Source organism: Pseudomonas bijieensis, from assembly GCF_013347965.1.
Classification (GTDB): Bacteria; Pseudomonadota; Gammaproteobacteria; order Pseudomonadales; family Pseudomonadaceae; genus Aquipseudomonas; species Aquipseudomonas bijieensis.
Genome location: NZ_CP048810.1, coordinates 896,982 through 922,128, shown reverse-complemented (window position 1 = coordinate 922,128; position 25,147 = coordinate 896,982). Strand labels below are relative to the sequence as shown.

24 protein-coding genes and 1 pseudogene are annotated in these 25,147 nt (G+C 58.0%); 7 read left to right on the top strand and 18 right to left on the bottom strand.

Annotated features, from left to right (window positions below; all coding sequences use genetic code 11):
• Window positions 1-151 precede the first annotated feature (151 nt).
• The 3 genes from GN234_RS03765 to GN234_RS03755 all read left to right on the top strand — a co-directional run bounded on the left by GN234_RS03765 (window position 152) and on the right by GN234_RS03755 (window position 3,557).
• A complete protein-coding gene (locus GN234_RS03765) occupies window positions 152-1,120 on the top strand; it encodes a helix-turn-helix domain-containing protein (protein ID WP_109755470.1) in 969 nt (322 codons plus the stop codon).
• A gap of 44 nt (window positions 1,121-1,164) precedes the next feature.
• Window positions 1,165-1,905: an IclR family transcriptional regulator gene (locus tag GN234_RS03760; protein ID WP_176687910.1), complete on the top strand. Its 741-nt coding sequence runs from the start codon at window positions 1,165-1,167 to the stop codon at window positions 1,903-1,905.
• Between the two features lie 203 nt (window positions 1,906-2,108).
• Window positions 2,109-3,557 (top strand): APC family permease, encoded by a 1,449-nt coding sequence (locus GN234_RS03755; protein WP_176687909.1) that lies wholly within the window; start codon window positions 2,109-2,111, stop codon window positions 3,555-3,557.
• A gap of 66 nt (window positions 3,558-3,623) precedes the next feature.
• On the opposite strand, the gene GN234_RS03750 is transcribed toward GN234_RS03755, so the two are convergent.
• The 5 genes from GN234_RS03750 to GN234_RS03730 form a co-directional block, all read right to left on the bottom strand.
• Window positions 3,624-4,568 (bottom strand): alpha/beta hydrolase, encoded by a 945-nt coding sequence (locus tag GN234_RS03750; RefSeq protein ID WP_176687908.1) that lies wholly within the window; start codon window positions 4,566-4,568, stop codon window positions 3,624-3,626.
• A 52-nt stretch (window positions 4,569-4,620) separates the two neighbouring features.
• The gene (locus GN234_RS03745) at window positions 4,621-5,643 is read right to left on the bottom strand and encodes a transketolase family protein (RefSeq protein WP_109755433.1); all 1,023 of its coding nucleotides are present in this window, start codon (window positions 5,641-5,643) and stop codon (window positions 4,621-4,623) included.
• Window positions 5,640-6,488 carry a transketolase gene (locus tag GN234_RS03740; RefSeq protein ID WP_109755434.1) on the bottom strand — a complete coding sequence of 283 codons (849 nt, stop codon included), beginning with the start codon at window positions 6,486-6,488 and terminating at the stop codon, window positions 5,640-5,642. Before GN234_RS03740 ends, GN234_RS03745 begins: the two co-directional genes overlap by 4 nt.
• A 17-nt stretch (window positions 6,489-6,505) precedes the next feature.
• Window positions 6,506-7,807, bottom strand: coding sequence for an MFS transporter (locus GN234_RS03735; protein WP_163858786.1), 1,302 nt, complete (start codon window positions 7,805-7,807; stop codon window positions 6,506-6,508).
• A 94-nt stretch (window positions 7,808-7,901) separates the two neighbouring features.
• The gene (locus GN234_RS03730) at window positions 7,902-8,651 is read right to left on the bottom strand and encodes an SDR family NAD(P)-dependent oxidoreductase (RefSeq protein ID WP_109755436.1); all 750 of its coding nucleotides are present in this window, start codon (window positions 8,649-8,651) and stop codon (window positions 7,902-7,904) included.
• A gap of 190 nt (window positions 8,652-8,841) precedes the next feature.
• Between GN234_RS03730 and GN234_RS03725 the strand changes: the two genes are divergently transcribed.
• Window positions 8,842-9,759, top strand: coding sequence for a LysR substrate-binding domain-containing protein (locus tag GN234_RS03725; RefSeq protein WP_116832391.1), 918 nt, complete (start codon window positions 8,842-8,844; stop codon window positions 9,757-9,759).
• A 56-nt stretch (window positions 9,760-9,815) separates the two neighbouring features.
• On the opposite strand, the gene GN234_RS03720 is transcribed toward GN234_RS03725, so the two are convergent.
• Both GN234_RS03720 and GN234_RS03715 read right to left on the bottom strand, forming a co-directional pair.
• Window positions 9,816-10,550, bottom strand: a complete 735-nt coding sequence (locus GN234_RS03720; RefSeq protein WP_233459529.1) for an NADPH-dependent F420 reductase — start codon at window positions 10,548-10,550, stop codon at window positions 9,816-9,818.
• A gap of 252 nt (window positions 10,551-10,802) precedes the next feature.
• A complete protein-coding gene (locus GN234_RS03715; RefSeq protein WP_116832393.1) occupies window positions 10,803-11,561 on the bottom strand; it encodes an SDR family oxidoreductase in 759 nt (252 codons plus the stop codon).
• 100 nt (window positions 11,562-11,661) lie between these two features.
• Between GN234_RS03715 and GN234_RS03710 the strand changes: the two genes are divergently transcribed.
• On the top strand, window positions 11,662-12,288 hold the full coding sequence (locus tag GN234_RS03710; protein WP_162893826.1) for a TetR/AcrR family transcriptional regulator: 627 nt from the start codon (window positions 11,662-11,664) through the stop codon (window positions 12,286-12,288).
• Between the two features lie 103 nt (window positions 12,289-12,391).
• Here the strand turns inward: GN234_RS03710 and dctA are convergent, their stop codons facing one another.
• The gene (dctA, locus tag GN234_RS03705) at window positions 12,392-13,699 is read right to left on the bottom strand and encodes a C4-dicarboxylate transporter DctA (RefSeq protein ID WP_176687906.1); all 1,308 of its coding nucleotides are present in this window, start codon (window positions 13,697-13,699) and stop codon (window positions 12,392-12,394) included.
• Between the two features lie 102 nt (window positions 13,700-13,801).
• Complete coding sequence (locus GN234_RS03700; protein WP_109755440.1) at window positions 13,802-14,971, bottom strand: mandelate racemase/muconate lactonizing enzyme family protein; 1,170 nt, start codon at window positions 14,969-14,971, stop codon at window positions 13,802-13,804.
• A 99-nt stretch (window positions 14,972-15,070) separates the two neighbouring features.
• Between GN234_RS03700 and GN234_RS03695 the strand changes: the two genes are divergently transcribed.
• A complete protein-coding gene (locus tag GN234_RS03695; protein WP_109755441.1) occupies window positions 15,071-15,964 on the top strand; it encodes a LysR family transcriptional regulator in 894 nt (297 codons plus the stop codon).
• Between the two features lie 137 nt (window positions 15,965-16,101).
• On the opposite strand, the pseudogene GN234_RS30275 reads toward GN234_RS03695, so the two are convergent.
• The 9 genes and pseudogenes from GN234_RS30275 to oxdA all read right to left on the bottom strand — a co-directional run.
• A pseudogene (locus tag GN234_RS30275) lies at window positions 16,102-16,217 on the bottom strand (methyl-accepting chemotaxis protein); the annotation flags it as partial.
• A gap of 276 nt (window positions 16,218-16,493) precedes the next feature.
• Window positions 16,494-17,171 (bottom strand): energy-coupling factor ABC transporter permease, encoded by a 678-nt coding sequence (locus GN234_RS03690; RefSeq protein WP_176687905.1) that lies wholly within the window; start codon window positions 17,169-17,171, stop codon window positions 16,494-16,496.
• A 59-nt stretch (window positions 17,172-17,230) separates the two neighbouring features.
• Entirely contained in the window at window positions 17,231-17,671 is a 441-nt protein-coding gene (locus GN234_RS03685; RefSeq protein WP_109755442.1) for a nitrile hydratase accessory protein, read from the bottom strand.
• The gene (gene nthB, locus GN234_RS03680; RefSeq protein WP_025569547.1) at window positions 17,668-18,321 is read right to left on the bottom strand and encodes a nitrile hydratase subunit beta; all 654 of its coding nucleotides are present in this window, start codon (window positions 18,319-18,321) and stop codon (window positions 17,668-17,670) included. The genes GN234_RS03685 and nthB overlap by 4 nt, the downstream gene beginning before the upstream one ends.
• A 19-nt stretch (window positions 18,322-18,340) precedes the next feature.
• A complete protein-coding gene (gene nthA / locus GN234_RS03675; RefSeq protein ID WP_176687904.1) occupies window positions 18,341-19,003 on the bottom strand; it encodes a nitrile hydratase subunit alpha in 663 nt (220 codons plus the stop codon).
• Between the two features lie 76 nt (window positions 19,004-19,079).
• Window positions 19,080-20,594: an amidase gene (locus GN234_RS03670; RefSeq protein WP_109755444.1), complete on the bottom strand. Its 1,515-nt coding sequence runs from the start codon at window positions 20,592-20,594 to the stop codon at window positions 19,080-19,082.
• A 303-nt stretch (window positions 20,595-20,897) separates the two neighbouring features.
• Window positions 20,898-21,422: a group I truncated hemoglobin gene (locus GN234_RS03665; protein ID WP_025569551.1), complete on the bottom strand. Its 525-nt coding sequence runs from the start codon at window positions 21,420-21,422 to the stop codon at window positions 20,898-20,900.
• A gap of 160 nt (window positions 21,423-21,582) precedes the next feature.
• A complete protein-coding gene (locus tag GN234_RS03660) occupies window positions 21,583-22,449 on the bottom strand; it encodes a transporter (protein ID WP_176687903.1) in 867 nt (288 codons plus the stop codon).
• An 87-nt stretch (window positions 22,450-22,536) separates the two neighbouring features.
• Complete coding sequence (gene oxdA / locus GN234_RS03655; protein WP_176687902.1) at window positions 22,537-23,592, bottom strand: aliphatic aldoxime dehydratase; 1,056 nt, start codon at window positions 23,590-23,592, stop codon at window positions 22,537-22,539.
• A 571-nt stretch (window positions 23,593-24,163) separates the two neighbouring features.
• Here oxdA and GN234_RS03650 point away from each other — a divergent pair.
• Window positions 24,164-25,099 (top strand): AraC-like ligand-binding domain-containing protein, encoded by a 936-nt coding sequence (locus GN234_RS03650; RefSeq protein WP_109755448.1) that lies wholly within the window; start codon window positions 24,164-24,166, stop codon window positions 25,097-25,099.
• The last annotated feature ends 48 nt before the right edge of the window (window positions 25,100-25,147 follow it).

Below are 25,147 nucleotides of genomic sequence, written 5' to 3'. Positions count from 1 at the left end.
GCCCGAATCGGCACATTGGGAGGGTCGCCTCGAACGCTGATTTCGATGAGCGGCTCCTTGCGTAAAGAAATTTGCATAATTCTCTTAATGTGAGAATATCGCACAAGAAGGCAACCTAAAAAGAAGAATATTGGCCGAGGCTTTCGTCATCATGAAAATTCAGAACATCAGCCACTTTCGTGACATCCATGTCCACGCCGCTACCGTCCAGGAGTGGAATCAGGACTACAGCCAGTTAACCGCTGGCTCGATCGAGAGTTCGCTCATACAGTTGACGACGGCGCGTTGCCACATATTCCGTGAGCAGATCAACCAACGCGTGGTGCAGCATGGCGTGGCGCCCCGGGGCAAGATGTGCTTTGCCGTGCCCATCACCGTCCCGGGTTCGATTCGAATGCAGGGGCGGGAAGTGGACGACAGCAGCCTGTTCTTTCTTCACGGTGGCGAGGAGTTCATGTTTCACATGCCGATGGGCATGGAACTGCTGGCCATTACCTTCGAACGTGAACTGTTCGAGCAGGCATTGGCGCAAACGGCGTCGGCCAAGGAAATCAGCCAGTTGCTGCGTCAGCCGGTGATCAGGGTCTCCACGCAACGCTATGCAGACGCACGACGTCGAATGCTGGCTGTATTCTCCCAGGCGCTCTCGAACGAAGATCTTGGCAATACGCAAGATCGGGAACTGGAACTGGAACAGGCCATGCTCGGCGAGTTGCTGCAACTGATGACCGACCCGGCCTGCGACAAGCAGCAGCGTCTTCCAAGCTCCACACGCAGCTTCATTGTCGAGAAATGCCATCGCCTGGCGACCGCGGAATTGAACAACGTGCCCAGCGTGGATGAGTTGTGCCAGCGGCTCCAGGTGAGTCGACGTACCGTGCAGAACAGCTTCCGTTCGGTTGCCGAGACGACACCCATCAATTACTTGCGCTCCGTGCGGCTCAACGGTGTTCGTCGGACCTTGATGTCCACCCAGGCCGCGCACCTCTCGATCGGCGATGCCGCGGCCCAATGGGGCTTCTATCACCTCAGCCATTTTGCGGCGGAGTACCAGGAACTGTTCGCAGAATTGCCCTCCCATACCACCCGCGCGGCCATCGCCGATTGCGCGCGCGCCTGAGCATCTACCGAGCATGGTGTCGACTGCACAAGGATGTAGCAAAGATGAATAGCCTTCGCCGCCTGCTCATGGTGTTCGACCTGTTTCGCCCTGATCAGCCGGTCATTGACGTGGAGACCATTTGCCAGGAGCTCGGCTTTACACCCGCGACCGCCTATCGTTATCTGCGCGAGCTCGGCGATGCGGGCTTCCTGAAGCGATTACCGCGCGGCTACGCACTCGGCCCGCGAATCGTCACGCTGGAGCATCAGATGACGAAGTACGATCCGTTGCTGGCGTGCAGCCGGGACCTGGTCGATAAATTGGTCGACGATACCGGCCTGGATGCGCTGGTCAGCGAATGGCATGGTGATTCAGTGGTCAACGTGCTGATCCAGCGGGGTTCCGATGCCGGCCCGGTCGGTGGCGACAGGGGGCGACCGATCGATCTGCTCCACAGCGCGACTTCCCGGGTCGTATTGGCGTATCTGCTGCCGCGCCAGATCCGCCGCATCTATGACGTTCACGCGAAGCCAACCGAACCGCAGCAGCAGGGCTTGGCGTGGAAGCCGTTCAGCAAGAGCCTGCTCGCCATTCGCAAGCAGGGTTACTGTATCAGCGAAAGCGAGCTGCACCCGGGACGCAGTGGCGTCGCCGCGCCGATCTTCGACGAAAAGCAGCGCGTCCTTGGCAGCATGACCCTGGTTGGACGCAGTGAGCGGTTCCGTGCGTTTCAACCGGGCTACCTGTGCGACCTGGTGACCGGCGCAGCGACGGAACTGACGGCGCGCATCGCTTTGCAATGAGGTGATAGCGGGGGACGGATGACAGCCCTTCGGTTTTTTTGACGAGCGAACTCTGGTTACCGATTTGGGATAGTGGAGCGTTCAGGGAGAGGCATAGGATCGAATCCAGCGTGCAACAAGAACAACAACGCTATTCGGTGGCGGTGAGCGGTTGACTGCATCGATCCCACAGCGACTGCCTCATACAATAAGGTCAAGAAAACATGAGTGTATCTCTCCCGGTCAACAACTCCACGGAGCTCAAGCGTGGGGCCCTGGGTGTCGGCTTCATCATCTTCTTCGTGGTTTCGGCGGCGAGTCCCTTGAGTGTCATCGCTGGCGGCTTCCCCATAGGCATCATGCTGGGCAACGGCGCCGGTACACCGGCATTGCTGATCCTGGCCCTGCTGGTGTTGCTGGCCTTCTCGGTGGGCTACACCACCATGTCCCGGCATGTCACCAACGCCGGTGGTTTCTATGCATTCACTGCTCGCGGCCTGGGTGGTTTGGCTGGCGGGGCTGCGGGGGTGTTGGCGATGTTCGCCTACAACATCCTTCAGGTGGGCCTGTATGGCATGTTCGGTGGCGTGGTCAGCGGCACGATGGAGAGTGTGTTCGGCCTGGTGTTGCCCTGGTGGACGTATTCGCTGATGGCGATGGCCAGCATTGCGATCCTTGGCTATCGCAAGATCGACCTGTCGGCCCGGGTGTTGTCGGTCATCGTGATCGCCGAATACCTGGCGATCCTGCTCCTGGACTTCGCCATTCTCAGGACGGGCGGTGACAGTGGCATCAATCTCGACGCATTTGATCGCAGCCACGTACTCAGCGGCACCCCGTCAATCGGCTTGCTGTTCTGCTTCGCCGCGTTCATCGGCTTCGAGGCCACCACCATCTACGGCGAAGAAGCCAAGAACCCGCAACGCACGATCCCGATTGCCACCTACTGTTCGGTGTTGCTGATCGGTGGTTTCTACGCGCTATCGGTCTGGTCGATGGTGATCGGCGTAGGGGCGGACAAAATCGTCGCCACGCTCCAGGCGTTGCAGGATCCGACGACCTTTATCTATGGCATGTCCGACCACTTTGTCGGCCCGCAGCTGACCCAGGTCATCCGCGTGCTGTTCATGGTCAGCATCTACGCCGGGCTGCTGGCGTTCCACAATGCCGCGGCCCGTTACTTCTATGCCATCGGCCGTGACGGTCTGCTGCCCAGCCGGCTGGGAACCACCCATCGTGTGCACCAGAGCCCGCACATGGGCTCGGCGTTGCAGAGCTTGATCTCCGCCGTGGTCGTGCTGATTTTCGCGGCGATGGACGCCGATCCGATCCTGCAATTATTCGCCTGGCTGTCCAACCTGGCGACGCTTTGCGTGATCTTGCTGATGGCGCTCACTTCCGCGGCGGTATGGGTCTTCGCCCAGCGCCACCCCGAGCTCAAGCTGGGGATCTGGCGTGGGCGGATTTTCCCCGGTTTCTCCTGCCTTGCGTTATTGGCGGTCCTGGTTATCGCGGTGGTGCATTTCGATGTGCTGACGGGCGCGAGCAAGGCCTTGTCCTATGGTCTCTGCGCGATCATTCCCGCAGCGCTGCTGGCGGGTGTGTTTCTGGCGGCGCGGCTGCGCAAGACATCGCCACAGCGGTACCTGGTACTGGGCAGCCACAAGCTCTGAAAGCCGCATTTTTTGGACAAATTGCTCTGGGACTGAGCTTTGGAGAACGTCGGACAGGCCCAGTGCTCATGCTGCCCACATTCGCCCGAGCGCAATCGCGACGTCGTTCCTGCACTGATCTGTCATCCGCCCCGGATACTGATCGAACATATGCGGGACGCCCGGGTAGACGTGAAGCTCGCTGGGCACGCCTGAGCGCGAAAGTTTCAGCGCGAAGTCCACACTTTCCTCCAGAAACAGATCCAAGCCCCCAACACCAGTAAAGCTGCGGGGTAAACCCTGCAAATCAACCGCGAGCGCGGGGGAAAACAGGAAGGCTTTTTCGTCCCCAGGGGCGTAGGGCCCTTGCAGGCATTGCCAGCAAAACTGGTTGGCTTGCGGCCTCCAACTCAATGCGCCGGTTGTGGGATTGGCCGAGGGGGCTGCCGCCGAGCCGGTCCTGTGATCGAGCATCGGGTAAATCATGACCAGGCCTGCGACGGAGTATTGGTGTCGCTCCCGAACCAGTAGGGCCAGCGCTGCGGCCAGGCCGCCTCCGGCACTGTGGCCCATGATGACGATTTTTTGTCGATCAAGGCCCAGCGTATGGCTTTGCTGCAAAAGCCAGCCCAGCGCCGTGTAACAGTCTTCCAGCGGAACAGGAAACGGATGCTCCGGGGCCAGTCGATAATCGACCGCGACGATCACCGTTCTCAACTGGCCTGCGAGATCGGCCAGGTAGTCGTCGACCATTTCCGGGCTTCCCAGGACGAAACCTCCACCATGCAAGTACAGGATAGCCGGGAGCATCTGGTCCTCGAAGGCCGGGGCAGGCCGGTAAATACACATGCGCACGCTATCGGCGCCAGGGGTAGCGCCTGTCCAGCGCTGTTCGCCGCGCGACATCTCGGGAGTTTTCGAGTTGGCGCTTACTCGGTCTCGGATACCGGGGAGAGCGGCGAGGGTCCATTGACTGGAAGGCTCTTCAAGGAAAAAACCATAATCGGGGTCAAGCAGGTGATCCGTGTTCAAAGGGTACTTCCTCCTTGCCAGGGGCTTATTCAGCCCCCGCAGGTTCTAAACCCTATAACCAACCCTTGATCTGCGCGCACACAGCCTGGGTGGAAATCCCGTAGCGATCGTGCAATGTCGGAAGCGCTCCAGCATCGAGAAAGGCGTCCGGCAGCGCGATTTGCCGGAACGTCGGCGTGACGCCATTGCGCAACAGCACGGTCGCCACGGCTTCGCCCAATCCACCGATGATGGAGTGGTTTTCCGCCGTCACGACCAGTCGTCCCGGCTTTCTCGCCTCAGCCAGAATGGTCTGCTCGTCCAAAGGCTTGATGGTGGGGACGTGAAGCACTGCGACATCCACGCCGTCAGCCTGAAGTTCCTTGGCCGCTTCCAAAGCACGCATTGTCATCAAACCAGTGGAAATGATTAAAACCTCGTTGCCCGTGCGCAGAGTCTTGGCTTTGCCGATCTCGAACTTATAACCGTATTCGTCGAGCACCAGCGGTACGTTGCCCCGCAGTAACCGCATGTAGACGGGCCCTTGATGGGCGGCAATGGCAGGAACCGCCTGTTCGATTTCCAGGGCGTCGCAGGGGTCGACGATCATCAGGTTCGGCATGGCGCGGAAGATCGCCAAGTCGTCAGTCGCCTGATGGCTGGGGCCATATCCGGTGGTCAGTCCTGGCAAACCACAAACGATTTTGACGTTGAGATTTTCCTCGGCAATCGCCATGCAGATGAAGTCATAGGCCCGGCGCGAAGCAAATACCGCGTAAGTGGTGGCGAAGGGCACGAATCCCTCCCGCGCCATGCCCGCTGCCGCACTCATCAATAACTGCTCAGCCATACCCATCTGGTAGAAACGCTCGGGGTGCGCCTTCGCAAAAATGTGCAGGTCGGTGTATTTGGACAAGTCAGCCGATAAACCCACGATATCCTGGCGCTGGTTCGCGAGTGCGGCCAAGGCGTGACCGAAGGGCGCCGATTGGGTGGCCTGACCTTCAGCGGCAATCGAGGCAATCATCGCCGAGGTCGTCAGTTTTTTCTTCGCGACCGCGGGCACCTGAGCGTTAGTGTTGTGTGAGTTGTTCATGCTGTTTTGCCTTCTTCGAGGTTGTTCAGGGCCACATCCCATTCATGCTCGTCCACGCGAATGAAGTGAGTTTTTTCGCGGGTTTCCAGGAACGGCACCCCTTTGCCCATCTTGGTATCGCAGATGATGACGCGCGGTTGCGCGGTGGGATGGCTGCGGGCGGCGTCGAACGCCTTGACCAGGGCGTCCAGGTCATTACCGTCTACTCGCTGAGTGAACCAGCCAAAGGCTTGCCATCGATCAACGATAGGTTCGAATGCCAGCACCTCGCTGGAGTGCCCGTCGGCTTGCTGATTGTTCACGTCGACGATGGCGATCAGGTTGTCGAGTTTCCAATGGGAGGCTGACATGACCGCTTCCCAGGTGGAGCCCTCATTCAGTTCGCCATCCGATAACAGGTTGTAAACGAAAGAGGCGGATTGCTTGCGCTTCAAACCCAGGCAGGCGCCTACGGCGATGCCCAGCCCCTGGCCCAGCGAGCCACCGGTGATCTCCATGCCGGGGGTGTAGGCGGCCATGCCAGACATGGGCAGGCGGCTGTCATCCGAACCGTAGGTTTCAAGCTCATCCAGTGGAATGATTTCAGCCTCAATCAGAGCGGCATACAGCGCGATCGCGTAGTGGCCGATGGAGAGGTAAAAACGATCGCGCTGTTCCCACTCGGGATGTTCGGGCTTGTAGTTCAAGGCGTGAAAGTACGACACAGCCAGCAAGTCTGCGGCGCCCAGCGCCTGGCCGACATAGCCCTGGCCCTGGACTTGCCCCATGCGCAAGGCATGGCGGCGAATGTTATGGGCCCGTTGCACCAGGGTGGTGGTGGAGGCGCGGGATAAAGTGGCAGTCATGGAAATTCTCCGTTAACTCAACGATTGACCGAAGCGGCGGGAATGCGCAGCACCAAGCAGGCACCGATGCACAGCACACCGGTAATCAGGTACATGCCGATGGCGCTCGAACCGGTCGTGGTGGTGATCCATCCAATCAGGTACGGCGAGCAGAACCCCGCAAGATTGGCGAAGCTGTTGATCCCGGCGATCCCCGCTGCGGCGGAGACGCCACCGAGCAATGTGGTAGGCAGCATCCAAAACAGTGAAGACGCCGACAACACGCCTGCTGCTGCAAGGCACAAGAACAACACCGACAGCATCAGGTTGCCGCCGAACACCGCAGCCAACGTGAGGCCCAAAGCGCCGGCAATCATTGGCCCGACCAGATGCCAGCGGCGCTCCTGGTGCTTGTCGCCGCTGCGGCCCATGAGCACCATCGCGACGATGGCACACAAGTAAGGGAGGCTGGTGAGCAATCCGATGTGCATCGGATCGGCAACGCCTGCGTTACGGATCAGCGTCGGCAGCCAAAAGGTGATCGCGTACTGGCCCATGACCACGCAAAAGTAGATGCAAGCGAGAATCCACAGGCGGCGGTCCCGCAGGAACGCCCCGACCGATGCATGGGTGACTTTGCGGCTGTTGTCCTCGGCCAGTTCTTTGCTGACCAGGGCTTTTTCTTCCTCCGTGAGCCAGGTCGCCTGGTGGACGCCATCCTTGAGGTAAGCCAGCACCATCAGGCCAACGATGACGGTCGGAATGGCCTCGATCACGAACATCCACTGCCAGCCCGCCCAACCGTGAAAGCCTGCGAACTTGGTCATGATGTAGCCTGAGAGCGGTCCACCGATCATTCCTGAAAGGGGGATGGCAATGAACCACAGCACGGTCATTTTTGCCCGGCGGTAAGAGGGGAACCAGTAAGTGAGGTAGAGCAGCAAGCCCGGGGCGAGACCCGCTTCGGCGATCCCGAGCAGAAAACGCAGCGTATAGAACTGCCAGGCCGTTTCCACGAAGGCGAAGAGGGCGGAGATGATGCCCCACGAGATCATGATGCGCGCGATCCAGCGGCGGGCACCGACCCTGTGGAGAATGAGGTTGCTTGGCACTTCGCAGAGAAAATAACCAAGAAAGAACATGCCGGCGCCGAGCCCGTATACGGTCTCGCTCAGGGACAGGTCACTCATCATCTGAAGCTTTGCAAACCCGACATTTACCCGGTCCAGGTAAGCGCACAGGTAGCACAGCATCAGGAAAGGCATCAGTCGCCAGGCGGTTTTGCGATACGCGCTTGAGCGCACTGTGGACACAGCGTCGAGCGTCATGGTGGTCATCATGATGGTCTGATCTCTTGTTTTTATAGAACGCCGGGCTTGAGCCCGACGTATCTTCGATCCAGAACTTAATGGGCGGCGGTGGTTACACCTGTCGTCAGTGGATCAACATGCCGCCGTTTACATCGAGCGTGATGCCGGTTAGGTAAGAGGACAAGTCGCTGGCGAGAAACAGAGCCGCATTGGCGACATCCTGCGCGGCGCCCAGACGACCCAGCGGGATGCTTTCGATGATCGCGTGGCGGCGCTCATCCTGCATCAGCCCGCCGGTGATGTCGGTATGGATCAAGCCTGGCGTGATGGAGTTGACGCGAATGTTGTCTGCGCCGAATTCGCGCGCCATGGCCTTGCCCAGCCCGAGCACGCCGGCTTTCGCTGCGCTGTAGTGTGGGCCGCCAAAAATGCCGCCGCCACGCTGGGCCGATACGGATGACATGCAGACGATGCTGCCCGAAGCCTGAGCGCGCATCAGCGGAATGACCGCCTGGGACATCAACAGCGTGCCGCGCAGGCTGACATCCAGGACCTTGTCGTAGTCGCTTGGGCGTATATCCAGGGTCTTGATCGGCTGCGTGATGCCGGCATTGTTGACGAGTACGTCGATACGGCCGTAGCGCTCGATAACCTTGGCGACGGCGGCTTTGACTTGCGTTTCGTCGGCGACGTTGGCAGCCAGGCCCAGATGGCCTTCGCCGAGGGTGGCCGCGGCATCACGGGCGGCGGCCTCGTCGAGATCCAGGATCACGACGCGAGCACCGTGTCTGGCGAAGGTGACAGCCGTTGCCCGGCCGATACCACGTTCGGATGCGGCGCCAGTGATAATCGCGACTTTGTCTTGAAGAAGCATGAGGGGTACCTCTGATTGTTTTTATGGTTCGATTCAGCGATCGATGACTCAGAGTGGGCTCCCTCGACATGTCGAGCAATAACGCAAACGTCACTGCTAGATGAATAAAATTCAGCACTCGTCAACGCGGATCGCAAATGCTTGAATGGCACTTACCCGTTCGAGACCAAAAACAATAGGCTGAATACCGATGCGCCAGGACGATACCCCTTCATCCAACCTGCCACCGCTGAGAGCAATTCAAGCCTTCGAGCAGACCGCCCGTTTTGGCAACCTGGCAAGAGCCGCCGAAGTGCTGGACCTCACGCCGTCAGCGATCAGCCACCAACTGGCCAAACTGGAGGTCATGATTGGCCGACAGTTATTCGTGCGGGCAGCCCGTGGGGTGACGCTGACACCGGTCGGTGAGCAGTACTTGAAGGACATTTCCGGTTTGTTGCAGAGCCTCGAGGTCGCCACCGAGCGGGCAGCGAGTGACGTCAGTCTGGATTGCCTGCGGCTGCATTCCTCCCCCAGCTTTGGCTTGCTCTGGCTGATGCCAAGGTTGGAGTCATTTCGCCTGAGCAACCCGGACATCCAGATCAACTTGTCTTGCTCCTACGAATCGCTGCATTTCAGCCAGGACAAGATCGATGTCGATATTCGCCACGGTCGGCCGAATTGGCCCAGCTATGAAGTGCGCACCGTGCGCAACGAGAGCTTCGCTGTGCTGGCTTCGCCCAAGCTGATCGCGCGCTGCGCGGTAAAAAACGCAACCGATCTCCTGGCTGAAGATCTGATCCTTTCCGAAGCGACCTTGCTCCGATGGCCTGAGTGGTTCGCCCAGCATGGCCTGGCACGCCCTGAAAAACCCTACGCCTTGAGTTTTGACCGATCCTACATGAGCCTGGAAGCGGCGAGCCACGGCTTGGGATTCGCCCTCGAAAGCACACTGCTGGCACAAAAATACCTCGCCAATGGTTCGCTGGTTGAGGTCGCCCCCGAAGCCTTGAGTTCTCCGGTGGCCGCCCACCACCTGGTGTTCCCGAAGGCTCACTCCAGTTTTCCCAGGGTCAGGCGATTCTTGGGTTGGATGGAAGGGGAGTTGGGGCATAGCTTCGTGTTTTAAAGGGGGTGGTCGTACGAAGGGCGACCACCATGATTTTCAGCAATCGAACACGATAGTCAGGCTGTCATAGCGCGGTTGGTGGCAACAATTTGCTCGTGTGTGAACTGACTGTCGGGAGTCATAAACTTGGCGATCAATGCGTCGCGGTTTTGAGGCGCTCGCGCCTTGTCTGCCGCTTGCAGCGCCAATTTCAGCTCCGGCAATGTCAGCTCGGTGCAGTAGGCGGGTGTACCTGGTTGCTGACGCCACGAATCTTCAAGGCTACCCGCGGCAAGTGCGATAAAGCCCGTATCCTCAACGAGATGCCGTGCGATTGACTCAGCCTGAGTGTCATCCCCGGCTACCGGTAAGGCGATGCGTGCTGCAGCCCCGTCTGCCTGCCTATTGTCGGCAAGGGTCGCTGCGAGGACCGCGTTCCAAGCCTTGATGACCGGGTGGCCGATCTGCTCGCTTACCCAAATGCTCTCGGGCTTGCCGTCATCAACTTCCTTGATTGCCCCATCGCGCCCGGGATAATAATTGGATGTGTCAATTACGACGATTTTCTTGGGGACACTACTCAGCGTCTGTTTGAGATCTGGGTATTTCGCGAAGGGGATCGAGAGGATGATCACGTCTACCTCGGAAACAACATCTTCCCTGGTCACCGCGTGCACGCCGATTTCATTGGCAAGGTTCTGGATGCTCTGAGGGCCTTTCGAGTTTGCCAGCTTAACTTCATGGCCGCACGCAGCGAGCTTGCGGGCTAGGGTAGCCCCAATATTGCCGGCACCGATAATTCCGATTTTCACTTTAAGAACCTCCTTACCTACAACCAATATTTAAGTGACTGTCTGCCTGGGTATGCGAATGAATTAGCGCACCGTGAAGCCTGCAACCTGGGATGCGCACGCCTGTCGTCTGACTCTGGTAAATACGACTTTTCAAGAATGAGAGGTCATGCTGTTGGTAAACAATGCACGATCCGTGTGCATGTGGTTGCCTGGAGCGATCTCATCTGGTTAGCCGAATGACCGCATAAGGCAATACCCACAAGGTCAATGTCACTCTGCCGGAGGTTTGTACGCCGCAAGCATTTTCAACACTTCGTCATGTGAACCCGTCGCTTCAGCAAACCTTAATGGTTTGGCGCGCTCAACAACGAGTTCTGATGGGGTCGGAGAGATCTTTAGCAGTTCAAAGATTTCATCCAAAAACTCCTCCAGAGGCATCGCGTGCTCGTCATTTTCCTGCCCGAGCAAAGTGGTGCGCACACCCGGCGGCGCAAGCTCGATAACTTCGACGGAGGAGTCCTCCAACTGTACTCGAAGACTTTGAGTGAACGAATGAACCGCTGCCTTGGTGGCGCTGTAGGTCGGTGTGGCAGGTAGTGGAACGAATGCCAGGGCCGAGCTGACGTTCATAATGGTTGCGCTGGGTTGTTTGAGCAGTTGGGGAGTAAATGCATACACCATGCGAATCGTGCCAAGTAAGTTCGTTGTCACGATATCTTCGGCTGTGCGCAGGCCTTGCGGCTCAGTCAGATTCTCCCACTGCATAATCCCGGCATTGTTTATGAGAACGTTGAGATTTGGATGGCTGATCGCAAGCGCTTCGCTGCTGCGCTGGATGGAGTGCGGATCGCAGATGTCCAGCAATACTGATTCAATACCTGGATGCTCCGACGCGATCTTGTCGAGCAGAGCCTTGCGACGTCCAGCGATGATGACTTTATTGCCCGCCTGATGAAGCCTGAGCGCCAGACCGAGGCCGATGCCCGAGGTGCCGCCAGTAACCAGAATCGTGTTGCCAGTGCCGTTCATAGTAAACTCCAAGGGAAAACGGTTAATCGGACAAGTGTCCACTTTTAGAAAATACCGGACAGCTGTCCGCTTAGCAATGCATTGAAGGAAAACTTTGCTCATGACTGACGAGCTGGTGATGCGTTCTGACGCCAAGAAAAACCGCGAACGGATACTGGAGGTCGCGGTGGTTGAGCTGACTCGCGATCCTGCGGTTCCCTTGAGCACGATCGCCAAGAAGGCTGGTGTGGGGCAGGGCACGTTCTATCGCCATTTCGCCACCCGAGAGAAGCTGGTATTCGAGGTTTATCAATTCGAGATGCAGCAGGTGGCAGCGTTGGCGGAACAGTTCCTCGCGACCAAACCACCTAAAGAGGCCCTCCGTGAATGGATGGACTGCCTTGCTGAATATGCGATGACGAAGGCAGGGCTCGCGACTGCCATACAACAAGCTGCGTCCATTTATGAGTTCCCGGGAAAGTGCGGATACGCTCCCGTCCAGGCGGCAGCCGAGTTGCTTTTGAGGGCAAATGAAAAGGCCGGAACGATTCGCAGCGGGATAACCAATGATGACTTCTTTCTAGCCATCGCTGGAATATGGCAAATGGATGCCCAGAGCGAATGGCGCTCGCGTCTCGCAAGACTGATGAACTTGGTGATGGATGGTCTGTGTGCTGGCAGCCCCGAAAGTCTGAAAAAGAGTAACGCGCCTTCCTCCATGCCACTTTGTCCGCCCAGCGCCTCGTAGGTCGCGTTGATTGCGGACATTAGGCCTCATGTGTTGAACGAGACCTGGAAGGCACTACCGGTCATAGCCGCTTTTGACGCGCAATGACCGGATCGCTTACAGATTATTTTTGCGCCAGCAATGCCTTCCGTGCCGCCTTTTCATTTTTCATGGCAGCAATTTCACGCTCGCAGGCCTCGACATCGAACGAATTATCCCACTTGGCAATGGCGATGGTGCCGATGCCATTGCCGATCAGATTGGTCACGGCCCGCGCTTCGTTCAGGAACCGGTCAATGCCCAAGAGCAAAACGAGTCCCACCAGTGGAATGGAGTGGATGGTTGTCAGCGTTGCAGCCAACGTCACAAACCCCGCACCCGCCACACCGGCCGAGCCTTTGGATGTCAGCAGGAATACGCCTAACAGAATCATCTGATCCATGAAACTCAGGGGGGTATTGGTCGCCTGGGCGATGAAGATAGCGGCCATGGTGAGATAGATGCAGGTGCCATCTGCATTGAAGGTGTAACCCGTAGGCAGCACCATGCCCACCACCGATTTTTTGCAGCCAAGCTTTTCAAGTTTCACCATCATTCGTGGCAGCACGGCTTCTGTTGAACAGGTGCCAAGCGTGATGAGAATTTCATCCTTGAAATAGCGGAGAAATTGCATCAACGGCATACCTGACCATCTGGCAACCGAACCGAGCACAACCACGATGAAAGCCAGGGTTGTGATGTAGAGCGCGACCAGCAACTGACCGAGTGACAGCAAGGTACCAATCCCGTACTTGCCGATCGTGAACGCCATACCTGCACCAGCCCCAATGGGCGCCAAGCGCATGACCATGGCAACGATCTTGAACAGCCCTTGCAGGAACAGATCTATGGTGTTGATCAGCGGTTTGCTGGTTTCACCCATTTGAACCAGAGCAATACCCATCAATACCGAAAGCAGGATGACTTGGAGCATGACGCCATTGGAAAATGCGCCAAGGAACGTCGGGGGGATGATGTTGAGGAAGAAATCAATGATGCCACCCTGTTCACTGGCAGCCTGGCTGTACTTGCTGACAGCACTTCCATCAAGCGCGCTGGCGTTAATGTTCATGCCGACGCCGGGCTTGACGATGTTGACGACGATGAGACCAACGACCAAGGCGATGGTGGATAGGATCTCAAAGTAGATCAGCGCTTTTACGCCAATCCGACCGACCTCTTTGATACTGCCCATCTTTGCGATACCCACGACCACGGTGCCGAAAATAATCGGCGCCAATAGCATTTTGATCAGTTTGATGAAGCCATCGGCGAAGGGCTGGAGCTTGGCTCCGATATCAGGTACGAAGTAACCGATTGCTGCACCGATCACGATGCCGATCAGCACTTGGACATACAGCTGGCTGTACCAGCGGGACTTGGAAGTTTCCACGTAAGCACCTCATTTTATTTTTGTGATGGGCATGTGGCTTGGCGTCACTGGGTGACGCCTAAGTCTGCGGCCTCTTTCAAAGAAACCGCAGATCGAGGGTGATCAGCCTTCGCCCAGCTCACGCATGACTGCGTACAGAGCGGACTTGGCTTCGAAGCCGACACCTGGAATATCCGGCAGCCCGACATAGCTGTTTTCGACCCGGATGCCGTCAGCGAAACCGCCGAAGGGCTGGAACACGTCAGGGTAAGATTCGTTGCCGCCCAAGTGCAGTCCGGCTGCGATGTTCAGGGACATCTGGTGACCACCATGAGGAACCACACGGCGGGAAGACCAGCCCATTTCTTCCATCACCTTCAGGGTGCGCATGTACTCCACGAGACCGTAGGACAGAGCACAGTCGAACTGGAGGTAATCGCGGTCAGGTCGCATACCGCCGTGGCGCAGGAGGTTACGAGCATCCTGGTGGGAGAACAGGTTTTCCCCAGTGGCCATGGGCAGCTCATAGTGATTGGCAAGCTCAGCCTGGAGTGCATAATCCAGCGGATCGCCGACCTCTTCGTACCAGAAGAGGTTGTACTTCTTGATGGCTTCAGCGTAAGCAATACCGGTCTGTAGATCGAAACGCCCGTTGGCATCGACCGCCAATCGACGACCGTCGCCAACCACCTCAAGCACCGCTTCGATGCGACGAATATCTTCATCCAGTGGTACCGCACCAATTTTCATCTTGACGACATCGTAGCCACGATCCAGATAGCTCTGCATTTCTGCTTTGAGCTTGGTCTGATCTTTGCCAGGGTAGTAGTAGCCACCTGCTGCATAGACCCAGACCTTGTCATCCGCGACGCCGTTACGGTAGCGGTCAGCCAGCAGGCGATACAGCGGTTTGCCTTCAATCTTGGCGACGGCATCCCATACAGCCATGTCGATGGTGCCAACGGCGACCGAGCGCTCGCCGTGGCCGCCTGGCTTTTCGTTGGTCATCAGGGTTTTCCAGATGGCGAACGGATCCAGGTTGTTGTTTTCATGGTCGACCAGCGTATCCGGATCAGCTTCGGTGATGCGCGCCAGGAAGCGATCACGCATCAGTGCGCCTTGGCCGTAGCGACCGTTGGAGTTGAAGCCATAGCCGATGACGGGTTTGCCGTCGCGAATCACATCTGTGATGACCGCGACAACTGAGCAGGTCATTTTCGAAAAATCGATGTAGGCATTGGCGATCGGCGAGGCGATAGACACAGTTTTTTCACGAATATCTACGATGCGCATGACGGGGTCCTCTTGTTGTTTGTGACCCCACGTTATGCTTTGCGATGTCACCCGCCCAATGCTATTAATGCCGCACCCTATGCACGGGAGGCATGGCCCTTGGAACTCGTTTGGCTCGAAGATCTTTCAGCGCTAGCGGAATACGGCAGCTTTGTTCGTGCCGCAGAAGCGCGGCATGTTACTCAGCCGGCTTTCAGTCGCAGAGTGCGTTCATTGGAGAATTGGATGGGGGTTGAACTGTTTGTGCGCACCCCACAAGGAGCCATCCTTACCGAGGCAGGAAGGAAAATTTTGCCCAGCGCCCAGGAAGCTGCCCGACATTTGTACCGGATGCGCAACGAGGCTCAGGAGGTCGCTGGAATGGCAGCCAGGTCGCTGCAATTCGCTGCAACTCACTCGCTGTCGTTTACTTTTTTCCCCAAGTGGCTTCGAAGCTCGGAAAACGGTGCCCCGATTGAGGCCGTGAAACTGCACTCGGATAGCATGGCTGTTTGTGAGCAGATGCTGATACATGGCCACGTCCAGTTTCTGCTCTGCCACCGTCATCCCGACGTTCCGCCTCTACTGGCTCCCGATCAGTTCATCAGCAAAAAGGTGGGTGAGGACGTTCTCGTTCCTCTTGCGAGTGCTTGCGCTAACTTCGGCACCTCGCCTGCGGCATTGCCATACCTCGCTTACACCCATGAGTCTGGACTGGGGCGTATCGTTGCTCACAGACTGCGTGGCAAGGAAGACTACCTCCACCTCAAACCACTTTTCAGCAGCCACCTTGCAGCGGTACTCATGTCCATGGCCCTGGAAAGCAAAGGCGTGGCGTGGTTACCCAAGAGCCTCACCGAGCAAGAAATCCTGGATGGGCGCTTAGTCAGAGCGCTCGACGAAAGCTGGGATATACCTTTGGAAATTCATCTGACTCGCCCAAAAGCAGTCCTCAGTCAGTCTGCCGAAGAGTTCTGGGGCAGGACGGGCAGTGAACCGCAGCCGTCCACATGACAGGTTGCTCTGGTATGATTCAGAGACTCTCAGGATCCCCGAAAAACATTTTGACTGGGCTCTAGGACGGTGGTTTCAGCTCAAAAAAATCGAGTTATGCCCCATTTTTCCCCCCATTCGCACCGAGTAGCTCGAACTCAGTACTTCTCGATCATGTCGGCCGCCTGTTGGAGCGCCTGGCTGGTACGGGTGGCCAGCTTGCGGACCTCGTCGGCGACTACTGCGAAGCCCTTTCGGCCTCACCGGCTCTGGCCGTCGGAGCGCCGTGCGATCGGCGAGCAGGCGTTCTATGCCATCCAGTACCCGCCGCAGTAACGAATCTTTCGCCGCTATGGATACCCCCTCGCCATCGGGTTGTTCCAGCCTGTCGCCGAGCAGCTTCAGCTCCTTGCGAGTGCTATTTCTGAAAAACATCAATACCTCTGCCTTTGCTCACGAGGTTTCTGGGCGGTTCTTGCTCTTGATGCCCCGAGCATTACGGCCTTCGAATGCCCGGGGACGGTCTGAACTTGGACTGGCGTACGCTGACTCAGGCGGCCTGGTACAGCCGGCGCTCGACCAGCGTGCTACCACGCAATCGATGGGTTGCCTTGGCACCGGCCAGCACGGCCAGGTCCAACAGCGGCTCGAGGGTGACAACGGTCATGTAGGCACTGCCGAAGGTCAGAATTGACATTGCGTTTTCTGCTGTGAAGCCTTGCCCGTAGAAGGCCCAGAAGGCAACCCAGGCGACAATGCCCGCCTGGAAGGCCGTCGACAGCCCCAGAGCTTGTCTATAGCTCAGCTCCACGTACGGCGTGTTTGGCGCGATGATGCGTTTCGCCAGGGTAGCGACTGCGAACAGCGGTACCAGAAGGGTGGTGATGTTCATGCCGTATTGCGGCAGGTCGAATGGCGCGAAGAACAGGCTCTGAATCAGCAGTCCCAGGGCGAGACCCGCCGCCGCGGGGGCGGCGCCAAGCAGCAGGAACAGGGTTGACCCCAGGATGAGATGCACCTCGGAAACACCGACTGGATAGTGCGGTAGTAGCTCGAAGAAGCTGAACACCAAGGCCGTGGCAGTGACAGTGCGAGCTAGCAGCGAGAAGACACCACGCTCACCGATGGCTTGCGCAGCGAGTTTGAGGGTGTAGGCGCCGACACCTGCGGCAGTGACATAGCTCAGCCAGATTTTTCCAGCTTCCACCAGGTTAGGTTCGATATGCATGACGATTGCCCCTTGGCCGCTTCGCGACCTCGAAAGTTAAAAATAAGACGATCCAGGCCTCAGCGAGTGGCACGGCTGATCGCTACGGGCTCGTGCCGTGGCAGGTGTTCGTGCCCGTTTCCATGGGCCGGTGGGCAACTCGCATTGAGCAGTGCCACCGGTTGTCCATGGGGGGTATTCAAGTAAGCTCGCTGCCATTCCTCGGTGCGCTGGGTGATGTCTTCCATACCCGCTAAGCCGAGTGTGGTGATCATTCTTTCCATCGCTGTAATCCATTGCCGGTAGTAAGTGTCGTTGACGCTTTCTCCGGGTTGCGCCGGGGCAGCCTTGATCTCGTCGCTGAATACCTGCACCCAGTCCTTCCAGGGAAACAGACCGGTTTGGTGCAGGTGCAGCAGCAGGGAAAAGGCCTGGGCCTGCCAAGGTTTGTCGAACACCGGGCCTTCATCGTCGAGAGACAGACCGGCTATTGGCGGGATGAAAGGCATGCTTGCGCTCATACGGCCTCCAGATAGTTGTCCCACAGATCAATGCAAACACTGTCCGGTCGCGCCACTCCCCACAACTCTGTAGCACTGAAGCGAACGGCATAGACCTGTTGGGGTTGTTCGCCTAGACCGTGGGCCATCGTGTCTGGGGTAGCAAACGCTCCGTGTGCAATCTCGATTGTCCCGACCTTGCCGCGCGCGTAACGCGGCAGTCGAGTGTGGGTGGTTGGATTGAGATTCTTCGTCCGCACCCGGTCACCGACCCGGAAGCGGCCGCTGACATGTTCCTTTGCCCGGGAAGAGGCTCCCCCGAGGATCACCGCCTCGACGATGTCCGGTGTGAGCACCGTAGGGGGCTGTGCCGGTGAGGTCGGTTTGGCCGTGCCCTGCAGTTCGGCAGCGCTGATCACGCCTTTTTCCAGCAGCAGGGTCTCGAAGGCGTGCAGCCAGTGCTCGTAGTAACTCGACTGCAAGTATTCAGACGGCTCCATGCGTTCAATGGAATGCCGGAACTCGTCGACATTGAAGTGTCCGCCGACGAAGAGCGAGGCGAACAGCGGAAAGATCCTGCGCTCCCAGTCGTGATGGAAGATCGGTTCATTTTCTTCGGTGAGCACCGGGCCGAAACCGTGCATACCGCCTAAGTCGTGTACACCGTTCATGGTTTTCTCCTTCTCGGGGTCAGGCTTCGTCGCCCGGCGTCTTGGGCAGGCCGGTGCCGATCATGGCGTCCCGCGTCACCAGCTCGACCAGTCGTTCCTCGCTCCAGCCGTCAGTGCCAGCCGGACGTTCCGGCAGTACCAGGTAGCGCAGCTCAGCACTGCTGTCCCAGACGCGAACTTCCTTGTCATTGGGAATAAGCAAACCGAATTCGGCCAGCACACTGCGCGGATCGATGACGATCCGTGAGCGATAGGGCGCGGATTTGTACCAGGCTGGGGGCAGGCCCAGGGTCGGCCAGGGGTAGCAGGAGCACAGCGTGCAGACCGTCACGTTGTGCACGGTCGCGGTGTTCTCCACCACCACCATGTCTTCGCCCTGCACGCCGGAAAAACCCAGTTCGGCAATGGCCGCCGTGGCATCGTCCAGCAGCCGATGTTTGTATTCGGGATCGGACCAGGCCTTGGCGATCACCTGAGCGCCGTTGCGCGGGCCGACCTTGTGTTGGTAAGTGTCCACCAGAGCATCCATGGCGGTTGGGTCGACCAGGCCTTTTTCTATTAACAGGGATTCGAGCGCCTTGACACGCAAGGCGATGGTCTCGGGTGGCTCGGTGTGGTCGTGATGGTGATGGTGATGGTGATGGTGATGGTGATGGTGATGATGTTCGTGCGTATGGCTCATGTATTGGCTCCTCTGAAGTTGGTACTTACTTTCAGTGCTACTTGCCGGTGTTTGTTCGCCAATGCGATGCGCAGGTTTACAACGTCCGCCAATCGACAGAGGCCTCGAATGCAGCTGCGGCTTGGTAGAGGGTGCCTTCGGCATAATGTCTTGCGACAAACATCAGCCCTACGGGCAGTCCGTCCACCAGGCCACAAGGGATCGACATGGCGGGGTGCCCGGTAACGTCCTGAGCGGCCGTGTTGCCTAACATCTCCAACGCACGAGTGACGGTCTCGGTGATTGAAGACCCCGGTTCCGGCAGCGGCTGAGCGGTGATTGGTACGGTTGGCATGACGAGCAGGTCATAGGTGTTCAACGCCTTGTCATAGGCAGCTCGGGCAAAGCGCGCAATGTTCTGGGCCTTGGCGTAGTAGCGACCGTTGTAGCGCTCCAGACCGAACTGGCCCACGAACATGCAGAGCTTGAGTGACGGGGACAATGCGTTCGCCTGATCGCGCCAACCGGCCTGTTTGTCCAGCAGGCCCACGTCGTAAAGCCCCTTCCAGTTAAAACCCGCTCCGTTGCCATGCATCATTTGCATGGTCAGGCCTTCACAGCCGATTGGGCTCCACAACGATCCCGCCAGGGTGTGTTCGGGAACCGAGACCTCCTCGACCCGCGCGCCCAACGCCTCGAGTCGGGCGATAGCGCTGCGCACCTTTTCTGCGATACGTGGATCTTGGTTTGCGAGTTGGAAGCCTTCCTGGAGAACCCCGATCCTGAGTCCGATCACGCCTCGCTCCAAATAATCGCAATAGGCATCGACCTTGGGGGCGCTCTGGCGAGGGTCGAGCCCGTCGGCTCCGGCCATCACTTCCAGCATGAGAGCGTTATCGCGCACGTTGCTCGTCATGGGGCCGACATGGTCGAAAGTGGACTCGATCGCCATGACGCCGGTATAGGGCACCAGACCGAAGGTGGGCTTCATTCCGTAAATGCCGCACCATGCTGCCGGAATGCGGATGGAGCCGCCCTGGTCTCCACCGACAGCCAGGTCGACCTCGCCCGACGCCACAAGCGCCGCGCTGCCAGAAGAGGAGCCGCCGGTGGTGAAACCATGGCGATAAGGGTTGTGCACAGGAGCCGGGTCCGAGGTGTGGCTACCACCGGAGAGGCAGTAATGCTCACAAGTGGCTTTGCCAAGGATGGTTGCCCCAGCGTCGAGCAAACGCGTCACCACGGTGGCATCGAACGACGGTACGAAACCCTCCAGTGGTGCGGCACCGTTCATCATGGGGACACCGGCCAGAGAGATATTGTCTTTGAGCGCTACCGTCTTGCCAGCAAGTTTGCCCGAACTGGCACCCATCACCTCCGTTCTGTAGTACCAGGCGTTTAGCGGATTATCCGTGCTTGAAGGGCGATAACCAGAGCTGCGCTCATAGCGCACTGGAGGGATGAAGTCTGGCAACTCATCGACGAGATCATAGGCATCAAAACTGGGTTGCATAAGTGCCAGGTATTCGCTGGCTTGCTCGGGTGTCAGCTGTATGTGCAGGCGGCTGGCGAGATCCTGCACTTGTTCGAGAGTCGGGCGGATGATGGCCATGGGGTGTCCTGTTTCCTGTGCCAACCCGTAGGGTGGCAATGTCTGTTCAAACGTCATCTCGGGATGCCCGGGCGCGGCGTGCACTATTGACGAAGTCGCGGCCGGGGCTGGTATCAAGCTATCTCCGCAAATTGAGCGGTGCTTGGTTGAGGAGGACATTCGCTTGGTTGAGCGGGACGCGGGTGCCCGTGTTTTTTTTAGTCACACCGCGGTAACCGTCGGCTGCCAGAGCGAGCCTCGGCAGCATGGGGGACACCCCATGGATGCGCCCCCATTGGTGTGGCTCAGGTTTTGACGAGCGTGTCAGTTTTCGGATTCAGGCGTGGTCTGTTTCTGCGAGGACTTCCCGGGTTTCGGCCAGAAAACCCCAACGCTCTTCATTCCTTTGGCTGGGTCCATTTCCGGGTGCGCGAGTACGACGTCCCGATAGGAGGGGCTCCCGATCACCGCCGGTTTGAACTTGATGAGGAAGTCATTGACCTCCTTGCGCAGATCCGGGGCCAGACCATAGTCGTCGTAGCACGCCTCGAGACAATCGAGCACGGCTTGCCAATGCACCTCGGTCAGACCCATTCCGCGATGCGCGGTGACCATGTCTCTGCCCCTGTATTTGGCGCTTCCACCCCAGTGCTCGGAAAGGAAATCGACAAAATTGATGTGCTCCTTTTGGAACGTTGATTCCGACATATGGGCCCAGATGTGCCCGATGGCGGGGTGTCCCATTGTTTTTCTCAACACTGCGCCTGCGAACTGATAGATAGCGTCATAGCCACCAAGACGGGTATAGAGGGAGGGTTGTTTTTCCATGGAGGGTTGCTGGTCGGTCATTGCCTGGTTTCTCCGTTTCGAGTGAGGGTCATCTCATTAGCCAACTGTCGCGTTGGCACGGTTGCTACGGGATGTGAAGTCTTGCGACGGATCCAAGTCGAATTCGTCGTTGGGCACACGCTTGGTTGATAAGGACAACGGTTGGTGGAGGCGGGCGGATCTAGAAAACCCGCACGTAGCGCAGGTTCATGCGAAAGTCCTCCTTGGGGCCGTTCTCCACCGCAAGGTCGCGTCCCAGTTGCACTTGGATTTGGTCCTTGGCGGTGAAAAACTTTCTGGCCGTGACGCGGACGTTGGTGGTTTCCGTCTTGTCGTCCTGGTTGACACCATCGACCTGGTTTTCCCCGCCCCAACTGTGGCCGAAGCCGATAGCCAGTGCAGTTGTCTCGTCGGGCATGTAGCGCCCCATCAACTGAGCGCCGTAGGAAGCGTCCTGCTCCCGACGGGCGGAGCTGGCGCCGAAGTCGTTGTTGTCTGCGTACCAGATGGCGTCACCTACGAGGTCGATGGCCCACTTGTCCGAGAAGTGCTTGACGTAAGCGGCCTGGAGATCAACCTTCCAACGGTTCTCGCCAAGGTTGAGGGCGTCGTCTTTGTCATAGTCGCCAGTAGGCACGTACAAGTAAGCAGTCGCACCGAGGGTGTCATTGGCATCGTTGAGCCGGTACTTGAGCGGCGCTGTAAGAATGAGGTCGCCGATGCCGCTGGCGTCGCCTAAACCAGAAGCGTCACCACCGCCTGAGACATGACCGAAGGGCAACAGGAATTGCGGCTCGATGGTCAGCCGCTCGCTCAACTGGTAGACGTGCAGCAGACGCAGAATGCCGATATCGGAAGTCAGGTTGAAATCGGAACTGGTCTTGTGCCCCTGGGAGTAGGCATTGTCCGTGGTGGCGTGCTGGTAGTAGACCACGCCAATGGTCGCCCCAACGGGGAGCGGCTCGTAATCGCCAGGATCCACCTCGAGAGCGTGGGAGGAAAGGCAGGGGAGGAGGGCTGCAAGCGACAGGTAGCGAAACTGTTTCATGATCGAAGATCCTTTTTTCGGGCAAAAAGAGCCCCGCAGGCGCCAATCAGGCGACGCGCAGGGCTAAAAGTGGAGTCAGCGATGGAATCAGGTGGGCGACACTTGCGCGTCGCGCATCATCCCGGTCTGCGGATGGCAGTTGATGTACTCGAACAGTTGCTGGCTACCGTCCGCTACCGAGACCTCGTGATACAGCCGCAGCTTCGAAAGGCCCCCGATCACGCGAAAGAACGTGGTGAAAATACGCAAGTGAGTGGGATGGGATTCTGCCCAGCGTTCCAGTTTGTCGAGTGATCGCCAGTGACCGATGTCATAGGCGATGTCGAGCAGATTGCCATCCAGGTCGACATTGCGTACGAAGCGATTGCTGTAGCAGCCCAACGCCTGGCCCTCGTCACGCAGGAAGTTCATGCCGTCTTGTAGAGGGGGGAGCATTTCGGTGAAGTACAGCGCGCGCTCTTCCTCGCCGGCTTCGACCCAGTCCTGTCCAGAACGGATCAGCGTCAGGTTGTCGTGGCCGCGTATCACGACCTTGCCGCCCTTGGCCGGGTCCCCGGAAATCACTTGTAGTTCGCCGGTCGGTTGCATCCAATCGGTCTGTGATATGGCAAATCGGTCGCGTGCCGAACCCCAGTAGCCGTGCTCTTCGACCTCGCCACTGATGCCGTCCATGACCGCACCGACACCTGGCAAATCTTCCTTGAATGCATACAACGTCTCGAACTGATCGGCGCGCGGTGCGATGACCTCGCGGAAATACCCCAGTCCCTCGCTCAGGCGTGCCTCGTCACCCCACCAGTCGGCTACAGGCGCTGAAAGTAACCAACGGTGATAGGCGGCGGGATCACGCCAGTAGCCCACGGCGATGAAGTTTTCATAACCCTGATTGTCGAGGTGGTAGGTCAGGTCGTGATTCCCAGGGCCATCGGAGAGGGCAAAGCTGGCGTCAATGTAGCGCATGGCCTGCAGGGCGGCGGCGCGTTGTTCGTCGCGAAATTGCACCCCGAGGTAGGCCATCACAACTTGCTTCACGTTTTCGTCAGCTCGCCCAACAAACATCGGGAAGGGTGGCTTGTAATCGTCGTGAACACGACGGGACAAAGTCCGGGGACATTTGAGATGTTTATCGATTGCAGATTCCATGGGGGCTCCTTTATTTCCGTCTCAAACGGACGGTTTTCTGTTCTACATTCCAGTGGATGTTGGTGTTTTGCGGTGGGTACCACTCCATCGGCGTTGCAGCACCAAGGTCCCGAGCTGTAGCAGGTAAGTGGCAAACTCTTCGGGTGCCATGTCCCATCGCTGTAAAAACCAGGATGAATCGGACAGTCGCTGCTGTTCTCGTGGATGCATGAGACACCTCATCATTCGTGCTTGTAGGGACACGGCGTGGAGTAAAAATTATCCAGGGGAGATGAAACGTGCTTGGCTCGAATGGACAACCGTTTGGTTAAGAAGGACAGGTAGAAAAGGCCGGCATATCAGCGCGCAGCAATGGTGCGGGGCTTGTGAAATAAGGGGACGAGCGCCCCGAGAGGTGGCATGGGGAGTGTTGGAGGGATCTACCTATGTAACTCCAGCCGAGTTCGCAGGTGGCTATCTTCCACGGTGTCTGGCAGCGGGAATCAGGCTATGGAGATGGCCTGCTAATTGCTTGGCTCGCAAAAAACGTTACCACGCTTTTTTGTTGAACCGCCGCCGCGAGGTGAATGCAATGAGTCAGCCATGTCAGTATTCAACCCTTGCCGTTACGGCACCCCTGCGGTTCGATTACTGGAAGGAAGTGGTTTGTCACCACTGCCTGGACGCAGACAGCAAACTGCTGGCGCAGAGCGATTTTGACGGGGCGCTGGAGGTACATAGCATGGGCGTATTGGACATCTGCACGTTGTCCGCACCCTTGCACTATTGGGAGCGGTCCGCCCAGCACTTACGCAGTGATCCTAACGACGATTTGTGGTTGGGCTTTACCAGGAGCGGTTATGGCGAACTGGAGCAAGCTGACCGACGGACGAAGCTGACGGCGGACGATCTGTTTCTTTATGACGCATCCCAGCCGTTCAGATTCAGCTTCGGTGGTACGGACAATCACCTTGTCCGCATTCCGCGACAACTGCTCAGCCAGCGGTTGCCCGGCATAGCAGATTGCACCGCTGTGGTTCTGGATGATCGTCGTCCAGGGGTGATTCCGTTACGCGAGATGCTACGCCAGGCTGCGAGTATGCCATTAGGCTTCCAGAACACAGGAGTATCCAGTCGTTACTCCAGCACGTTGCTCGACCTTCTGGTGGTCAGCCTGGAACTCCAGGATTTAAAGCAGACTCATGACGAGTTGGACCTGTATGGTCGGATCATGAATTACATCCGCCAATATTTGACCGAGGCGGACCTGTCGCTCGAACGCATTGCTCAAGCTCACCATGTCTCCACGCGCACTGTTACGCGTGCTTTCGCTCGTCATCAGAAATCGCCGGTCGCGGAAATTTGGAAGGCGCGATTGCTCGCGAGCCGCGACGCGATTGAGCGTGGTCAAGTCCGCAGTATTTCTCAGGCGGCGCTGGATTTCGGTTTCTCCGACTTCTCTCATTTCAGCCACGCCTTTCGCAAGGCATTCGGCATTGCTCCCCACACTCTCCTGCGGCGAGAGTGAAAAGAATGCGGCGGCGGACTGAAAATCCCTATAACCTTCTATTAGTAA